Annotated in this window: 19 protein-coding genes; 14 read left to right on the top strand and 5 right to left on the bottom strand. The window is 62.1% G+C overall.

The features are described 5' to 3' along the window. The coding region (locus M6D32_RS12890) for a 3-hydroxyacyl-CoA dehydrogenase NAD-binding domain-containing protein (RefSeq protein WP_298256644.1) at positions 1-2162 on the top strand (2162 nt) is incomplete at its 5' end. Positions 2163-2211: 49 nt separating this feature from the next. Then, a complete protein-coding gene (locus M6D32_RS12885) occupies positions 2212-2394 on the top strand; it encodes a hypothetical protein (RefSeq protein WP_298256642.1) in 183 nt (60 codons plus the stop codon). A 99-nt stretch (positions 2395-2493) separates the two neighbouring features. On the opposite strand, the gene gstA is transcribed toward M6D32_RS12885, so the two are convergent. Continuing rightward, positions 2494-3108, bottom strand: coding sequence for a glutathione transferase GstA (gene gstA / locus M6D32_RS12880; RefSeq protein ID WP_298256640.1), 615 nt, complete (start codon positions 3106-3108; stop codon positions 2494-2496). A gap of 126 nt (positions 3109-3234) precedes the next feature. Here gstA and M6D32_RS12875 point away from each other — a divergent pair, with 126 nt between their 5' ends. The 5 genes from M6D32_RS12875 (at position 3235) to M6D32_RS12855 (ending at position 7042) form a co-directional block, all read left to right on the top strand. Beyond that, positions 3235-3723 (top strand): helix-turn-helix domain-containing protein, encoded by a 489-nt coding sequence (locus tag M6D32_RS12875; RefSeq protein ID WP_298256638.1) that lies wholly within the window; start codon positions 3235-3237, stop codon positions 3721-3723. A 96-nt stretch (positions 3724-3819) separates the two neighbouring features. Then, on the top strand, positions 3820-5190 hold the full coding sequence (locus M6D32_RS12870; protein ID WP_298256636.1) for a glutamate--cysteine ligase: 1371 nt from the start codon (positions 3820-3822) through the stop codon (positions 5188-5190). A 145-nt stretch (positions 5191-5335) separates the two neighbouring features. Then, positions 5336-5833 (top strand): PAN domain-containing protein, encoded by a 498-nt coding sequence (locus tag M6D32_RS12865; protein ID WP_298256634.1) that lies wholly within the window; start codon positions 5336-5338, stop codon positions 5831-5833. Between the two features lie 133 nt (positions 5834-5966). Beyond that, complete coding sequence (locus M6D32_RS12860; protein ID WP_366145833.1) at positions 5967-6317, top strand: thioredoxin family protein; 351 nt, start codon at positions 5967-5969, stop codon at positions 6315-6317. An 8-nt stretch (positions 6318-6325) separates the two neighbouring features. After that, positions 6326-7042, top strand: coding sequence for a cytochrome c biogenesis protein CcdA (locus M6D32_RS12855; protein ID WP_298256630.1), 717 nt, complete (start codon positions 6326-6328; stop codon positions 7040-7042). On the opposite strand, the gene M6D32_RS12850 is transcribed toward M6D32_RS12855, so the two are convergent. Then, positions 7021-7614 carry a nucleotidyltransferase family protein gene (locus tag M6D32_RS12850; RefSeq protein ID WP_298256628.1) on the bottom strand — a complete coding sequence of 198 codons (594 nt, stop codon included), beginning with the start codon at positions 7612-7614 and terminating at the stop codon, positions 7021-7023. The two genes, M6D32_RS12855 and M6D32_RS12850, sit on opposite strands and share 22 nt — an antisense overlap. Positions 7615-7660: 46 nt before the next feature. On the opposite strand from M6D32_RS12850, the gene M6D32_RS12845 reads away from it, so the two are divergent. After that, complete coding sequence (locus tag M6D32_RS12845) at positions 7661-7870, top strand: GDCCVxC domain-containing (seleno)protein (RefSeq protein WP_298256658.1); 210 nt, start codon at positions 7661-7663, stop codon at positions 7868-7870. A gap of 171 nt (positions 7871-8041) precedes the next feature. Here the strand turns inward: M6D32_RS12845 and lepB are convergent, their stop codons facing one another. The 3 genes from lepB to M6D32_RS12830 all read right to left on the bottom strand — a co-directional run bounded on the left by lepB (position 8042) and on the right by M6D32_RS12830 (position 10942). After that, a complete protein-coding gene (lepB, locus tag M6D32_RS12840; protein ID WP_298256626.1) occupies positions 8042-8812 on the bottom strand; it encodes a signal peptidase I in 771 nt (256 codons plus the stop codon). Next, a complete protein-coding gene (tldD, locus tag M6D32_RS12835; protein ID WP_298256624.1) occupies positions 8809-10230 on the bottom strand; it encodes a metalloprotease TldD in 1422 nt (473 codons plus the stop codon). The genes lepB and tldD overlap by 4 nt, the downstream gene beginning before the upstream one ends. 226 nt (positions 10231-10456) lie before the next feature. After that, a complete protein-coding gene (locus M6D32_RS12830; protein WP_298256656.1) occupies positions 10457-10942 on the bottom strand; it encodes an invasion associated locus B family protein in 486 nt (161 codons plus the stop codon). A 544-nt stretch (positions 10943-11486) separates the two neighbouring features. On the opposite strand from M6D32_RS12830, the gene coxB reads away from it, so the two are divergent. From coxB to M6D32_RS12800, 6 genes are all read left to right on the top strand, one after another. Then, positions 11487-12332 carry a cytochrome c oxidase subunit II gene (gene coxB / locus M6D32_RS12825; RefSeq protein ID WP_298256622.1) on the top strand — a complete coding sequence of 282 codons (846 nt, stop codon included), beginning with the start codon at positions 11487-11489 and terminating at the stop codon, positions 12330-12332. An 82-nt stretch (positions 12333-12414) separates the two neighbouring features. Next, the gene (gene ctaD / locus M6D32_RS12820; RefSeq protein WP_298256620.1) at positions 12415-14046 is read left to right on the top strand and encodes a cytochrome c oxidase subunit I; all 1632 of its coding nucleotides are present in this window, start codon (positions 12415-12417) and stop codon (positions 14044-14046) included. A gap of 57 nt (positions 14047-14103) precedes the next feature. Further along, positions 14104-15042, top strand: coding sequence for a heme o synthase (locus M6D32_RS12815; protein WP_298256618.1), 939 nt, complete (start codon positions 14104-14106; stop codon positions 15040-15042). 13 nt (positions 15043-15055) lie between these two features. Next, positions 15056-15220 (top strand): CoxF protein, encoded by a 165-nt coding sequence (locus M6D32_RS12810; RefSeq protein ID WP_298256617.1) that lies wholly within the window; start codon positions 15056-15058, stop codon positions 15218-15220. Between the two features lie 4 nt (positions 15221-15224). Beyond that, positions 15225-15881 (top strand): cytochrome c oxidase assembly protein, encoded by a 657-nt coding sequence (locus M6D32_RS12805; protein WP_298256615.1) that lies wholly within the window; start codon positions 15225-15227, stop codon positions 15879-15881. A 103-nt stretch (positions 15882-15984) separates the two neighbouring features. Then, entirely contained in the window at positions 15985-16878 is an 894-nt protein-coding gene (locus tag M6D32_RS12800) for a cytochrome c oxidase subunit 3 (RefSeq protein WP_298256613.1), read from the top strand. Positions 16879-16923 lie beyond the last annotated feature (45 nt).

Below are 16923 nucleotides of genomic sequence, written 5' to 3'. Positions count from 1 at the left end.
TCCCCGGCCGTTCGATGAACGTGCTGGATCAGACCTCGACCGACGAGCTCGAGGACATCGTCAAGCAGACCACGGCGGATGCCGCCGTGAAGGGCATCGTCATCACGTCCAGCAAGGAAGCGTTCTGCGCGGGCGCGGATCTTTCGATGCTGGAGGGCATGAACAAGGCCTATGCGAAAGCGCTCAGGGAGCAGGGCGAGACGGCCGCCAACCAGATGCTGTTCGACCAGAGCCGGCGCTTCTCGCTGGTGCTGCGCGGAATCGAAAGCTCTGGCAAGCCCTGGGCGGCCGCGATCAATGGCCTTGCGCTCGGCGGCGGGTTCGAGATCACGCTGTCCTGCCACTATCGCGTGGCGGCGGAAAATCCGAAGACCCGGCTTGGTTTGCCCGAGGTGAAAGTCGGCCTGTTTCCGGGCGCCGGCGGCACCCAGCGCGTGCCGCGGCTCGTTCCGCCGCAGGATGCGATGAACATCCTGCTGAAGGGCGATCCGGTCACGATCGAGAAGGCCAAACAGCTCAACCTCATCCACGCCATCGTGCCGGCCTCCGATTTGGTCAAGGCGGCGAAGGATTGGATCAAGGGCGGCGGCAAGGCCGTCGCGCCGTGGGACGAAAAGGGATTCAAGCTGCCGGGCGGTCCGGTCTATTCAAAGGCCGGCATGATGATGTTCCCGGCCGGCAACGCGATTTTCCGCCGCGAGACCTTCGACAATTATCCCGGCGCACGCGCCATCATGAGTTGCGTCTACGAAGGCCTGCAGTTGCCGATCGACGCAGCGTTGCGGGTGGAGTCGCGCTACTTCACCAAGATCCTGCGCTCAAACGAAGCGGCGGCGATGATCCGCTCGCTGTTCATGTCGATGCAGGAACTGAACAAGGGCGCGCGGCGTCCGCAAAACGTGCCGCCGACCAAGGTCAAGAAGCTCGCCGTGATCGGCGCCGGCTTCATGGGCGCGAGCGTCGGTTATGTCTCTGCACGTGCCGGCATCAACGTGGTCCTGATCGACCGCGACCAGGCCAGCGCCGACAAGGGCAAGGCCCACGCGCAATCTGTGATCGACGACCTGATCAAGAAGGGCCGCGCCAAGGAGAGCGACCGCGACGCGATCCTGTCGCGGATCACGGCAACCCCCGACTATCACGCGATTTCGGATTGCGATCTTGTGATCGAAGCCGTGTTCGAGGATCGCAAGGTGAAGGCCGAGACCTATGCCAAGGCGCAGCCGCTTCTGAAGCCGGGTGCGATCTTCGCGTCCAATACCTCGACGCTGCCGATCAACTCGCTGGCGGAAGAATTCAAGGACCAGGAGAAGTTCATCGGCATCCACTTCTTCTCGCCGGTCGAAAAGATGATGCTGGTGGAGGTCATCCTCGGCAAGAACACCGGCGACGTCGCGCTCGCGACCGCGCTCGATTATACGCGCCAGATCGGCAAGACCCCGATCGTGGTCAATGATAGCAGAGGATTCTTCGCCAACCGCTGCGTGCTGCGTTTCACCGCCGAAGGGCTGGAAATGCTGATGGAAGGCGTGCCGCCCGCGATGATCGAGAACACCGCGAAGATGGCCGGCATGCCGGTCGGTCCATTGTCGCTGTCGGATGAGGTCGCGCTCGATCTCGTGCTCAAGATCATGAAAGCGACCGAAGCCGATCTCGGCCCGAACGCGATCGATCAGGCTCAGAAAAAGCTACTGGTCGAGCTGGTCGAAAAGCAAGGCCGCTTCGGCCGCAAGAACGGCAAGGGCTTTTACGACTATCCCGAGAAGGGCAAGGGCCAGAAGAGCCTCTGGCCGAACCTCGGCGCCCTCCAGCCGAAGCACCTCGATCCCGATACGCTCGATGTCGAGGAGCTGAAGCAGCGCTTTTTGGTGGTGCAGGCGGTGGAAGCCGCCCGCACCGTTGAGGACCACGTCATCGTCGATCCGCGCGAGGCCGATGTCGGCTCGATCCTCGGCTTCGGCTTTGCGCCGTTCACCGGCGGTACGCTGTCCTATATCGACTTCATGGGAACAAAGAAATTCGTCGAGCTGTGCCACAAGCTCGAGGCCAAATATGGCTCGCGCTTCACGCCGCCGAAGCTTCTGATCGAGATGGCGGCAAAGGGCGAGACATTCTACGGCCGCTTCCCGCCGAAGAAGCTCGCGGCACAGGCGGCGGAGTAATATGGGCGGACACGCAAATAGCCAAACCGCGGCAGCTAAAGCTACCAGCATGAGCCACTATTACGCCATCATCTCAACCGGTAGTCCTGATGAAGTTTACAAACGGGCTACCGTTGAGGCGGATACCATCAAAGAGGCGGAAGAAATGTTCATTGCCCAGTTTGGCAGGGAGCAGGTTATCAAGGTCTGGGATGACTACCAGGAATCCAAATCCCGCTGGTTCAGCGGTTAGCCGTTCCGAGTCGGTCTTGGATTGCAAAGTACAATATCGCTAACAGGAAAGGGCCGGATCATTGCTCCGGCCCTTTGTGATTTCGGCAATCCGGTAACCTCACGCCGCCTTGACCAGGCCCTCCTTGACGAGGGCTTCCTGCACCTTCGGACGCGCGGCGACGCGATCCTTGTAGGCCAGAAGGTTGTTCAATCCCGAAAGGTCGAACTTCATCCCTTCGGCCCAGCGCAGCATCACATAGAGATAGCCGTCGGCCACCGTGAACTGCTTGCCCATGAGGTAGTCGCGGCCGGCCAGCTGGCTGTCGACATATTTGAACTTGCTCATGGCCCGGTCCTTGAAGACGCCCTTGGCCTCGTCCGAGAGCATGGGGTTGAACAGGGGGCCGATATTCTTGTGCAGCTCGCCGTTGATGTAGGTCAGCCATTCCAGCAGCTTGTAGCGCTCGGCGCTGTCGCGGGCCGGCGCAAGGTTCTTGGCGGCTACCTTGTCGGCGATCATCTGCACGATGACGGGGCCCTCGGTGACCAGTTCGCCATTGTCCAGCGCCAGCGCCGGCACCTGGCCCTTGGGGTTAACCTTCAAGAAATCGTCACCGTTTTCGAGTTTTTTGGCGCGCAGGTCGACCTTCACCAGATCGTAGGGAAGACCTGCTTCCAGGAGCGCGATATGAGGAGAGAGTGAGCACGCTCCGGGCGAATAGTAGAGTTTCATGGATTTCCTCCCTTGGGTGGTGTCAAACGGTCAGCGCATGCATTAAATGCAATTGCATGGAGCAGTCAACATTGATGCATGTGCATCAAGTGCGCTAGAGTAGGTCGTAAAGTGTAGGCTAGGGCCATGAAACGTAAACCGTCGACGGAAGCGACCGCTGCCTGGATTCGCCTGATGCGGGTCCAGAGCCGGGTGTTCAATGCCGTCGAGCAGGATCTGAAGAAGGCCGGCTTTCCGCCGCTGGCCTGGTATGACGCCCTGCTGGAATTGTCGCGGGCGCCGGCCGGCGAGCTTCGGCCGGTTGAATTGGAAAAGCAGATGTTGCTGCCGCAATATTCCACCTCACGCCTGATTGAGCGGCTGGTGGATGAAGGGCTCGCCGTCCGGCGCGAATGCAAGATCGATAAACGCGGCCAATTCGTCGAGATCACCGAAACCGGGCGTGAGCTGCAAAAGAAAATGTGGAGCGCCTATTCGGCTGGAATCGAGAAGCACGTCGGTTCGAAACTTTCGGACGCGGATGCGGTCAAGCTTTGCGGCCTTTTGGACCGGCTCGGCTGTTCCTGCGGGGAGGCCGCATCGCTCGCCGTCAAAGACGGTGTGGCCATCCGATGATGCCGTACATTCCCTTTGCAGCCGCGCGCCGCCCGGTTCGCGGAAATGTTTGCCACCGCGCGCGTTTGGTCGCAGCGCCCCAAGTCAGGAATTTGTATGGCGCGTGACCAGATTGATATGACGCCGCTGCAGTCGCGCGACGAACTGGTCGCGTGGCTCGAGGCTGGGGTGAAGCCGCCGTCCGAGTTCCGGATCGGCACCGAACACGAAAAGACGCCGTTCACCCTGGATGGCCATCAGCCGGTGCCTTACGAAGGCGCGCGCGGCATCGCCGCCCTTCTCGAGGGCATGAAGCTCCTGCTCGGCTGGGAGCCGATCACGGAGCACGGCAACATCATCGGCCTTTACGATGTCACCGGCGGCGGCGCGATCTCGCTTGAGCCGGGCGGACAGTTCGAATTGTCGGGTGCACCGGTCGAGACCGTGCATCAGACCCAGAGCGAACTGATGGCGCACCTCGCGCAGGTGCGCGAGGTCGCCACGCCTTTGGGTATTGGCTTCCTCGGGCTTGGCATGACACCGTCCTGGTCGCGGCAGCAGATTCCGGTGATGCCCAAGGGCCGCTACAAGATCATGACCAACTATATGCCGAAGGTCGGCCGTTACGGCATCGACATGATGTACCGGACCTGCACGGTGCAGACCAATCTCGACTTCTCGTCGGAAGCCGACATGGTCAAGAAATTGCGGGTGTCGCTGGCCTTGCAGCCGGTTGCCACGGTCTTGTTCGCGAATTCACCCTTTACCGAAGGAAAGCCGAACGGCTTTCTCTCCTTCCGCTCGGAAATCTGGCGCGACACCGATAATGCAAGGTCGGGGATGCTTCCGTGGGCGTTCGAGGACGGCATGGGGTTTGAGCGCTGGGTCGACTATGCGCTCGATGTGCCGATGTATTTCGTCAAACGCGGCGACGACTATGTCGATGTGTCCGGCACATCGTTTCGGGATTTCTTTGCAGGGAAAAATCCCGCCCTTCCCGGCGAACGGCCGATGCTGTCCGACTGGGCCAATCATCTTTCGACGATTTTCCCCGAAGTGCGGCTGAAGCGCTACCTTGAAATGCGCGGTGCCGACGGCGGGCCGTGGAACCGCTTGCCGGCGTTGGCGGCCTTCTGGGTCGGACTTTTGTATGATGACACCAGCCTCGACGCGGCCTGGGACATCGTCAAAGGCTGGAATGCCTGGGAGCGCCAATCGTTGCGCGACGACGTTCCACGCCTCGGTTTCAAAGCCAGGATCAAGGACCGTTATATCTTCGAACTCGCCAAGGAGTGCCTGGCGCTGGCGCATGCGGGATTGCGGCGGCGCGGTCGCGCCGACCATTCCGGACGTGATGAAACACGTTATCTGGAGCCGCTGGACCGAATCCTCGACGCCGGGCAGACCCCCGCGGAAGAGATGCTGGCCAAGTTCAACGCCGCGTGGGGCGGTTCGGTTGAGCCTGCCTACGATGAATACGCCTTTTAGATCAGTCACCGGCTGTTCATCAGCCGTACAGGTTCATGGCGATCAAATGGCACAACCGCAATAACTCCAATCGGTTGAAAGCATCTGTATGTGGGGTGGCCGCCTTCTCCTGGCGTGTTTGGGGACTTTCGTCCTCCTCGCTGCCATGACCGTCCATCGACCGGCCGAAGCCCAGGCCAATTTCGACCGGCCGGGCGGCGACTATCAGAGCTCGCCGGTACCCTCGGGCGATCCGGCCGAATGCGCGCTGGTCTGTGAGCGGGACCGGCGTTGCCGAGCCTGGAGCTTCAACTATCCGAACGAGACATCGCACGCGGCGCTCTGCTGGCTCAAGAACAGTGTGCCCGCGCGCGTCGCGGATGACTGCTGCGTGTCCGGCGTGCGCGGCGCCGGCGTCCTGGAAACCCGTAACGGCGCGATCGAGACCTCGATCGACCGCGCCGGCGGCGATTACCGCACGTTCGACCTCAAGCGCGGTGACAGGGACGAGGCCTGCAAAGCAGCCTGCGTGGCCGACAATAAATGCCGGGCCTGGACCTATGCGCGTTCGGGCTATGTTGGCAAAGAACCTCACTGTTTTTTGAAGAAAGAGATCAAGCCGCCGCGGCGCAGGCCCGGCTTTATCTCCGGCGTGGTCAGGTAACATTGCAGGCCTGTGCGGCGTAACAACGCTATTGCCCGGCCAGAACCGAAGGCGGGCGACGCCAACCACGGAGCTGAAGATGATGATCACGCGCAGGCTTTTGAACGGGGCATTGATCGCAGGGGCTTTAGCGATGGCCGCGCCATTGGCGCCCTCCTGGGCCAATTCGGCCGTGCCGTTTTCGGCGGAAGCGTTCAAGGCTGCCCAGGCGGCTGGCGGTCCGATCCTGGTCGAAATCCATGCCGACTGGTGCCCGACCTGCAAGGCGCAGCGTCCTATTCTCGACAGACTGACGGCTGAGCAGAAATTCAAGGACCTGAAAATCTTCCGGGTCGATTTCGATGCCCAAAAGCCTGTCGTTAGGGAGTTCGGCGCGCAAATGCAGTCGACGTTGATCGTCTTCAAGGGCGCGGCAGAGCAGGGACGCTCGGTCGGCGACACCAAGGAAGCCTCGATCGCAGCTTTGCTCGACAAGAGCCTTTAGATATTCAAGTGACCGCGCTTGCATTGGCGTTTGCGGCCGGGATCCTGTCGATCCTGTCGCCGTGTGTGTTGCCGCTGGTGCCGATCGTGCTCGGCGCCGCCGTAACTGCTCACCCTCTTGGTGCGGTCGCTGTGACGGCAGGGCTGGCGTTGTCCTTCACCGGGCTGGGGCTACTGCTCGCGCTCGTGGGATTTGGGCTCGGCATCGACGCCGGCACGTTCCGCTTCGCGGCGGCGGCCATTATGGTCGTGCTTGGCGCGATCCTTGCGGTTCCGTCATGGCAGGCTCGGCTTGCGGGAGCGGGCAGTCCTGTTTCGGCCTGGGCTGATCGGCACTTTGGCGGCTTTGCCTCGTCCTCTCTCGCGGGCCAGCTGGCGATCGGTCTATTGCTCGGCGCTGTCTGGTCGCCATGCCTCGGCCCCACGCTCGGGGCGGCCTCACTTCTCGCTTCCCAGGGCCGCGACCTGCCGGGGGTTGCCCTCACCATGGCGGCGTTCGGCATCGGCGCTGGCGTGCCGCTGGTTCTGCTTGGACTCGTCTCGCGCGCCACGTTGATGCGAATGCGCACGAACCTGATGTCGGCCGGCAAGCTCGGCAAGGGCCTGTTGGGCGCGGCGTTTATCGTGATCGGCACTGCAATCGTCAGCGGCGCCGACAAGCGGATCGAGGCCGCGCTGGTTGACGCTTCGCCGGCCTGGCTTACTCAGTTGACGACGTCGTTCTGATCCGTTGCGCTGGCGGGCAGGACGTTCAGTTCCGGCCACAAGGCTTTCCAGCGCATCGCTTTCGCGGTGTAACTGGCCGCGGAGAAGTTTGGACCGGGATTGGGACGCACGATCATGCGTGCAATATCGGAAAAGCCGTTCGGAGCGTAGACATCGTGGCCGGAATGATGACGGCGAAGTCCGACTCGGGTGTTTTTGGTGAGGAAGCGGTCGATGCCGTCGGTCGAGCAGGTAAGCGCGGGATAGGGGATGCCATGTTTTTCCGGGTACCAGAGATGGACACGCGCCTGGTTTCGGACTTCGATTTTGACGCCGAGATGAGCGAGCCGTCCGCCCAGGCTATGGATCACCTTATCTTCGGCCTGCCAGGACGTGTCGGAATCGAAATAGAAGACGTCGTAATCGCTGATGCCGTAGTCGCAAGCGCGGCCGGTCAGCATGTTCCAAACGGTTTGAACCAGACATCCGGAGACGAGCCACGCATCCGGCAGTGCAAGGCGGAAGAGCTCATCGACAACGGCTGCGTTGACTGGGTTGCTCAGCGCGGCGGTGAGAAATGTGTCCCGGTCCATCGGTGGTCGGCCTGAAATTCAACCGGAATTACAATAGATGGGTGTCGTGCAATTGGAATCGACGCTGACCTGCCCGAAATGCGGCTTTCAGGCCACCGAGCAAATGCCGGTCGATGCCTGCCAGTTTTTCTATGTCTGCAGGGGGTGCGGCGAAAAGCTGAAGCCGAAACCAGGCGATTGCTGCGTATTCTGTTCCTACGGCTCGGTACCGTGCCCGCCGGTACAAGAGGACGGCGGGCATAAATGCTGCAGCTAGTGCGGTGAATTTGAAGTTCCTATCAGTTTCGCGGTAACCTCGTCATAGGAACTTCAAATTCCAAACCCGCACTAGAATCATATAATTGGCTAGTGCTCCTTTGATTCCGCAGTTCGCATCGGAGGGGCCGCAATAGCTTGCGAACTTCGGAATCGGAGCTCTAGTGCCGCCTCAATGCACCGACGTGAAGAACCGCGCGAGGCGGAAGCCGGACAACCACGTCCAGACCGGCTGCTCACGCATGCCGAGATCCCACGAGCCGATCACGGCGTCGGCGCGGCCGACCAGATCGTCGATTGGCAGCATTCCGACGCCGCCGTCGCGAAGCGGCACGCGGCTGTCGGCGGAATTGTCGCGGTTGTCGCCCATGACGAATAGATAACCCGGCGGCACAGTGACTTCCTGGGTATTGTCGAGCCGGCCGTTGTCGCGAAGCTTGAAAATCGCATGGCTGACGCCGCCGGGCAGCGTCTCGATGTAGCGCCGCGCCGGCTCATAGTCGCCGCGCTCGTCCTCCACCTGCCCAATTCCGTCCGCTTTGAGCGAAGCGCCGCGGTCGTTGATGAAGAGCTGGCCCTGGCGCATCTGGATGCGGTCGCCCGGCAGACCGACGACGCGCTTGACCCAGGCTTGCGAGCGATCGCCGGGCCAGCGAAACACGACGACATCGCCGCGCTTGGGCGAGCTGCCGAACACGCGACCGGTTTCCGGCAGGTTGATCTGGATCGGCAGCGAAGCGGTGCCGTAGCCGTAAGGGAATTTCGAGGCGAGGAGTGCGTCGCCGATCATCAGCGTCGGCTCCATGGAACCGGACGGCACGTAGAACGGCTCGGCAATGGCGCCCTTGGCCAGGAAAACCAGCCCCAGAGCGGCTGCGAATTGCAGCAGTTGAGCGCCCCAGCCCCGCGCACGCGTGGCGATTGTTGGCCGTTCCATCGTCATGAACCGGTTCCTCCAACGGTAATACGTTCCATCCGCAGTGTCGGCTGACCGACGCCAACCGGAACGCCCTGGCCGTTCTTGCCACAGGTGCCGATCCCGGTATCGAGCGCAAGGTCGTTGCCGATCATGGTGATGCGATGCAGGTCGGTCGGCCCGTTGCCGATCAGCATCGTGCCTTTCAAGGGAGCGCCAATTTTGCCGTTCTCGATGCGGTAGGCCTCGGTGCACTGAAAGACGTATTTGCCGGAGGTGATATCGACCTGGCCGCCGCCGAAGTTGGCGGCAAAGATGCCGTTCTTGACCGAGGCGAGAATTTCCGCGGGATCATGCCCGCCGGACAGCATGTAGGTGTTGGTCATGCGCGGCATCGGAACATGCGCATAGCCCTGACGGCGTCCGTTGCCGGTCGGCTTCATATTCATCAGGCGCGCGTTCTGCCGGTCCTGCATATAGCCGACGAGGATGCCGTCCTCGATCAGCACGGTGCGGTTGGTCGGCGTGCCCTCGTCGTCGATCGAAAGCGAGCCGCGGCGCGAGGCCATCGTGCCGTCATCGACCACGGTGACACCTTTGGCGGCAACCTGCTGGCCCATCAGGCCGGCGAATGCGGAGGTTTTCTTGCGGTTGAAATCGCCCTCGAGCCCATGGCCGACGGCTTCGTGCAGCATCACGCCGGGCCAGCCGGCGCCGAGCACGACGTCCATCTCACCGGCGGGGGCCGGAACCGATTCCAGATTGACCAGCGCCTCGCGAATCGCGCCATCGGCGGCTTCGCGCCACGCCCTGGTCTCGATGAAGCGGGCGTAGCCCTCGCGGCCGCCATAGCCTCTCGAGCCGGTCTCCTGGCGGTCGCCCTGGCCGGCGACGACGGAGATATTCACCCGCACCAGCGGGCGGATGTCGCGATAGCTCTCGCCATCCGGGCGCAGGATCTCGACCACCTGCCACGTCGCGCCCAGGCTGACAGTCACCTGCCGCACCCGCGGCTCCTTGTCTCGGACATAAGCGTTGATTTCGGCCAGCAGCTTGACCTTGGCCTCGAAGCCGGGGGCGTCGAGCGGATTCTCATCGCCATAAAGCCGCACATTGGTGTGCGGCGGGGGCGCAGCGAATGTCCCACTATAGCCGCCGCGGACGGCGGACACGGCGTCTGCCGCGCGCACCAGGGCCGGCAGCGAGACGTCGGAAGAATGCGCATAGCCAACCGCGTCGTCCTTCACGGCGCGCAAGCCGAATCCCTGGCTGGTGTCATAGGTCGCCTGCTTCAGCCGGCCATTATCGAACATCAAGGCTTCGGTCTGGCTGTATTCCAGGAACAGTTCACCGTCGTCGGCGCCTTTCAGGCCGCGCGTGATCTGCTGGCGAACCGAATCACGGTCAAGATTGGCGCGATCGAGAAGCGAGGTGGGGGGCGTCATGCGTGCTCCAATTTTCCTGTCGTTCCGCTCGTCCTGCCGTCCGCCTTGGGCCCGCAACCTGAAGGGCCCCGCGCAATCCCAAATCCCGATACAGTCCAGTCTATGCAAAACCTGCGGAGTGGTCGCCTTACATCACCGTAATCCGGATCAGGGCGACTTCCCTAAATAGGCGCTGCGGCTTGCAAAAGGGAGAGTAGGGCATGCCCCAAAAGCGAGGCACAATGCCTCACGGTAATTTGTCGTAGCCCTCGCCCAGCCCGTTCAGGCTGAGCGGGAAGCCGATACCCTCCTCGGGCGTCTCGAAGATGATGAACGTGGCAGTCTTGGCGCTCCGGAGTTGACCGAGCAGCTTGTCGTCCAACACCACCTCGGCGACGCAGCCGTTGGGCAGGCAGCGGACAAAGCCGGCGCGCCCGACGTCGACATTGTCGAGCTTGAGCCCAAGTCCCGACGGTAGAAGCACCCCGAGCGGCGCGACCACCCGCATCAGCCGGCTCTTTTGGTCGGCGGTCTTGAGCACGATGACGGTCAGGCCGGCATTGGAACGGTCCTCCGCTACCACGCTCTGGATCAGCGCGCATTGCTCGGCCTGCGCGCCCGGCGGGGTGTCGCAGCGGATCTGCCAGTCGCCATGGACCGAGCGGACCGCACCCTGGGCATGAGCCGGCGTCGTCAGGCCAACCCAGCCAAGAATGGCCAGACTTGCCGCCATTCCGACGAACGATCGAAGGCTCGGAGCGTGAATTCGCAGGTAGCGGCCAGGCTTGGAACTGACCGGGTATTTCGAAGGCCCCATCAGGGTCGATCCCTTGATATTTCTTTGGCTTGTGTGGTCGGCCAAAGTTGGCCGCAACCGGACTGATACGGCAAATGACGGCGCCATGAAGGCTGCCCCTGCTTGACCGAAGCCGAATCCGCCAACGAATCAGCTCCCGCAAGAACAGCGCTTCTGTGCCTACATCCGGTAATCCACCTGTCAAGCCGTGACGGGTCTCAAAGCGGGAGTTTGGGCCAATTTCTCGGCAAAATGCGGCCTGCTCATAATTGCCGGTGATGCGCGCCTTTAGTCCGCACTACTGCATTGCGATGCCCGTGGAATTATGGTTTGAGAGGCTGGATTTCGACGCATTCCAGTGAACTGGCCCGTGTGCTTCCGAGGTGCACGTACAGGCCGTTTGCCAGAGGCCGGGATTGTTGCGCCATTCCTTGCCCTCAGGCGGGATGCGCGAGGGATATATCAAGGGAGCGCGAGCGACATGAAGATGTCGAAGGGCCAAATCGGCCGTCGGTTGTTGGGATTAGCGGTAGCCGGCGTTGCGCTGGTGGCCGGCGGGGCTGCCTTTGCCGAAGAACTGGGGCAGCCGTCACCGTGGGCATTCGACCTGCAGGCTGCGGCCACGCCGGTGATGGACAGCATATTCCGGTTCCACAATATGCTGCTGGTCATCATCACGCTGATCACGCTGTTCGTGTTGGCGCTGCTGGTCATCGTGGTCGTCAAGTTCAACGCCCGCGCCAATCCGGTTCCCTCCAGGACGACCCACAACACTCTGATCGAGGTGGCCTGGACGCTGATTCCGGTGCTGATTCTGGTCAGCATCGCGGTGCCGTCGTTCCGGCTGCTGTTCGAGGAGCTTGACGTTCCCAAGGCCGATCTGACCGTCAAGGCGACGGGCAAGCAGTGGTACTGGAGCTATGCCTATCCCGACAACGGCAAGTTCGAGTTCGATTCGCTCATGTCGCACGACAAGCAGCCACGGCTGCTCGGGGTCGATAACGAACTGGTGGTACCGGTGAACAAGGTGGTGCGGGTGCAGGTCACCGGCGCCGACGTCATCCATTCCTTCGCGGTGCCGGCATTCGGCATCAAGATCGACGCGATTCCGGGCCGACTCAACGAAACCTGGTTCAAGGCCACCAAGACCGGCATGTTCTACGGCCAGTGTTCGGAACTTTGCGGCAGGGATCACGCCTTCATGCCGATTTCGGTGCGGGTGGTGAGCGAGCAGGATTTCACGGCCTGGGTCGCGGAAGCGCAGAAGAAGTTTGCGGCCGTGCCGGCGAACACTTCGGTCGCCTCGGCCGCCGAAGAGGCGCAGTGAGTTCGCAAGCTCGCGCGCGCAGGACGGGACAAGGGCGACGGGACCGCGAGGTCCGATCAAGACTGCAAGGCAGGATGTGAAAATGGCAACGACCCCAGCGACACCGGCTCATACCGATCACGCCCAGGATCACGGGCACGACGATCACGCCCACCCCACCGGCTGGCGGCGTTTCGTCTACTCGACCAATCACAAGGACATCGGCACGATGTACCTGGTGTTCGCGCTCATCGCGGGGATCATCGGCGGCCTGATGTCGATGGCGATCCGGGCCGAACTGATGTTTCCCGGGGTACAGATTTTCCACCAGACCCACGAATACAACGTGTTCGTGACCGCGCACGGCCTGATCATGATCTTCTTCATGGTGATGCCGGCGATGATCGGCGGTTTCGGCAACTGGATGGTTCCGCTGATGATCGGCGCGCCCGACATGGCATTCCCGCGCATGAACAACATCTCGTTCTGGCTGCTGCCGGTCGCATTCTCCCTGTTGATCATCTCGACGTTCGTTGAGGGCGAGCCGGGCTCAATGGGCGCCGGAACCGGCTGGACGCTGTATGCGCCGTTGTCGACCTCGGGCCATCCTGGACCGGCGGTCGATTTCGTCATTCTGGCGCTGCATCTGGCCGGCGCCTCGTCGATTCTCGGAGCCATCAATTTCATCACCACGATTTTCAACATGCGTGCGCCGGGCATGACACTGCACAAGATGCCGCTGTTCGTGTGGTCGATCCTGGTCACCGTGTTCCTGCTGCTGCTGGCGTTGCCGGTGCTCGCCGGCGCGCTGACCATGCTGCTCACCGACCGCAATTTTGGCACCACCTTCTTCTCCGCCGAGGGCGGCGGCGATCCGGTGCTGTTCCAGCATCTGTTCTGGTTCTTCGGCCACCCCGAAGTCTACATCCTGATCCTGCCCGGCTTCGGCATGATCAGCCAGGTGGTCTCGACGTTCTCGAAGAAGCCGGTGTTCGGCTATCTCGGCATGGCCTATGCGATGGTGGCGATCGGCGGCATCGGCTTCGTGGTGTGGGCCCACCACATGTACACGGTCGGCATGTCGTCGGCGACGCAGGCCTATTTCGTCGCCGCGACGATGGTGATCGCGGTGCCGACCGGCGTGAAGATATTCTCCTGGATCGCCACGATGTGGAGCGGCTCGATCGAATTCAAGACGCCAATGCTGTGGGCGATCGGCTTCATCTTCCTGTTCACCGTCGGCGGCGTCACCGGAGTCGTGCTGGCGAACGCCGGCGTCGACCGCGTGCTTCAGGAAACCTACTACGTCATCGCCCACTTCCATTACGTGATGGGCGTCGCCGCGGTGTTCGCGATCTTCGCCGGCTGGTACTACTGGTTCCCGAAAATCTCCGGCTACATGTACAACGAGACCATCGGCAAGCTGCACTTTTGGGTGATGTTCATCGGCGTCAACATCCTGTTCTTCCCGCAGCATTTCCTTGGACTGCAGGGCATGATGCGACGCTCGGTCGACTATCCGGATGCGTTCGCCGGATGGAACGTGGTGTCGTCGGTCGGCGCCTATATCTCCGGTTTCGGCGTCCTGATCTTCCTCTACGGCATGATCGACGCGTTCGTGCGCAAGCAGCAGGCCGCGGACAATCCGTGGGGGGCGGGTGCGACCACGCTGGAATGGACGCTGCCGTCGCCGCCGCCGTTCCATCAATTCGAGGTATTGCCGCGCGTGCAGTAATGAGCCACGCGGCGGTAAGCGCCGCGTCCTCATATTTCTAGGGAAGCGAGACCTATCTTGTCGGTTATCGAGCACAACGCCATCGAACTGTCGCCCCGGATTTCGGAGGCCGACGTCGCCGATTACGTCGCGCTTCTGAAGCCACGGGTGATGTCGCTCGTCATTTTCACCGCGCTCGTCGGGCTCTTTATTGCGCCGGTGCATGTACATCCGGTGCTGGCTTTCACCTCTATCCTCTGCATCGCGGTCGGCGCCGGCGCCTCCGGCGCGCTCAACATGTGGTACGACGCCGATATCGACGCGCTGATGTCGCGCACCGCCAACCGGCCGATTCCTCGCGGACGCATCACCCCGGCCGAGGCGCTGACGTTCGGAATGACGCTGGCGTTTTTCTCGGTCATGACGCTCGGTGTGCTGGTCAACTGGGTCGCAGGTGGGCTGCTCGCCTTCACGATCTTTTTCTACGTCGCGATCTACACCATGGCACTCAAGCGCTGGACCGCGCAGAACATCGTGATCGGCGGCGCGGCGGGTGCTCTTCCTCCCGTGGTGGCCTGGGCGGCGGCGACCGGCTCGCTTTCGGTTGAACCGTTGCTGTTGTTCCTGATCATCTTCTTCTGGACGCCGCCGCATTTCTGGGCGCTGGCGCTGTTCCGCAGCGACGACTACGCCCGTGCTGGTGTTCCGATGCTGCCGGTGGTCGCGGGACCCGATACGACACGCTTGCAGATCCTGCTCTACACGATCGTGTTGGTGGCGGTGGCGCTGGCGCCCTGGCCACTCGGCTATTTCGATGTTGTTTATGGCGTGACCTCGCTCGTTCTCGGCGCCGGGATGCTGGCGCTGGCGATCAACGTCTATCGCCTTCGCGAGGGCAAGGAAGCTGCGCGCGCCACGCGCCGGCTTTTCGCATTCTCGATTCTTTATCTGTTTGCGCTGTTTGCGACCCTGCTGATCGAGGTCGTCGTCCGCGCCGTCGCCCCGTCGATCTGGTAAGGCGCATGGCGAGATGGCCAACAACGACAGACCAGACGGAATTGTCCTTACCGAGGCGCAGAAGAAAAGCCGCCGTCAACGGTCGATCGCCATTGCGCTCGCGCTCGGCGTTCTGGTCATCCTGTTTTTCGCGGTTACCATCGTAAGGGGGCCGGCCGTCCTAGTGCGGCCGTTGTAGCGCCATGGGGAACCAGACCAAGCAGTCGAATCAACCTCCTGCCAGCGGGCAAACGACGTCCCGCCGCGGGTTGACCCGCGACGCCGCCGTGGCGGCAATCTGCGGACTCATGGTGGTGCTGATGGTGGGCGCTGCTTACGCGGCGGTGCCGTTCTACAACTGGTTCTGCCGCGCCACCGGATTCAACGGCACGACCCAGGTGGCAACCTCAGCACCCAAGGGGGCGCCGCTTGAGCGCAAGGTTACAGTTCGCTTCGATTCCAACGTGGCCGGCGGGCTGCCCTGGAAATTCGAACCGGAACAGACCGAGGTCGATGTCCGGATCGGCGAGGTCAAAACCATCTTTTACAAGGTGACCAATCAGTCGGCGCGCACGACCACCGGACAGGCGGCCTATAACGTCGCACCGCTGACGGTTGGCGCCTATTTCGAGAAGATCAACTGCTTCTGCTTCACCGAACAGACCATGGCGCCGGGCGAAACGCGCGAGATGCCGGTCGTGTTTTATGTCGATCGGTCGATTGTCAAGGACCACGACAACGACACGCTGAGCGCCATCACCTTGTCCTACACCTTCTACCCGGTCAAAGAGCCCGCGATTAAACCGCTGGCGTCGGGCGGGGCGGAAAAGTCCGGGGCAAGCGCAAAGGGTAACCTCTAAGAAGAGTGCAATTTGGCCGGAATAATTCCGGTCATCGCGAAAGTGTGAATTTGAACGTCGAGACGACGCGGCCGAACAGGCCCCGCTAACGGAGAGACCGAAAATGGCTACGGCGCAAGTCAAGCATCACGACTACCACCTCGTCGATCCGAGCCCGTGGCCGATCGTCGGCTCCGTTTCGGCCTTCCTCATGGCGGTCGGCGCCATCACCTGGATGCACCACATGACGGGTGCAGCGCCGATCATCTTCTTCGCCGGTGTGCTTGGCGTGCTCTACACCATGGCGAGTTGGTGGACGGATGTGATCCGCGAGGCACAGTTCAAGGGCGATCACACCCGTGTCGTGCAGATCAGCCACCGCTACGGCATGATCCTGTTCATCGCCTCCGAAGTGATGTTCTTCGTTGCCTGGTTCTGGGCCTTCTTCAACTCCGCCCTGTTCCCGGCCGATGCGGTGCACGCCGCCCGCGATGCGATTTTCGGATGCGGCGCCAGCGCCCAGATGGGCGCGTGCGCCGTTCCCGGCACCTGGCCGCCGAAGGGCATCGAAGCGTTCGACCCCTGGCACCTGCCGCTGCTCAACACGCTTTTGCTGCTGACATCGGGCACCACCGTAACCTGGGCGCATCATGCGCTGCTCGAGAATGACCGCCAGGGTCTGAAATACGGTCTGTGGCTGACCATTGTGCTCGGAGCCTGCTTCACCTGCGTGCAGGCTTACGAGTACAGCCACGCGCTGTTCGACTTCTCCGGCAATATCTACGGCGCGACCTTCTTCATGGCGACCGGCTTCCACGGCTTCCACGTGCTGGTCGGCACGATCTTCCTGATCGTCTGCCTCACGCGCGCTTACGCCGGACACTTCTCGCCGACCCAGCATCTCGGCTTCGAATTCGCGGCCTGGTACTGGCATTTCGTCGACGTGGTGTGGCTGTTTCTGTTCGCCTGCATCTACGTGTGGGGTACCGGCGGTGGCCGCCTGGTCGGCGCCGAGTAATCTAGCCGTCATCGATTGCCAAAAGGGCGGCCTCGGGGCCGCCCT

This window comes from Bradyrhizobium sp. (assembly GCF_027307225.1).
Classification (GTDB): Bacteria; Pseudomonadota; Alphaproteobacteria; order Rhizobiales; family Xanthobacteraceae; genus Bradyrhizobium.
The sequence above is the reverse complement of the archived record's forward strand: the minus strand, read 5'-3'. Positions and strand labels throughout refer to the sequence as shown.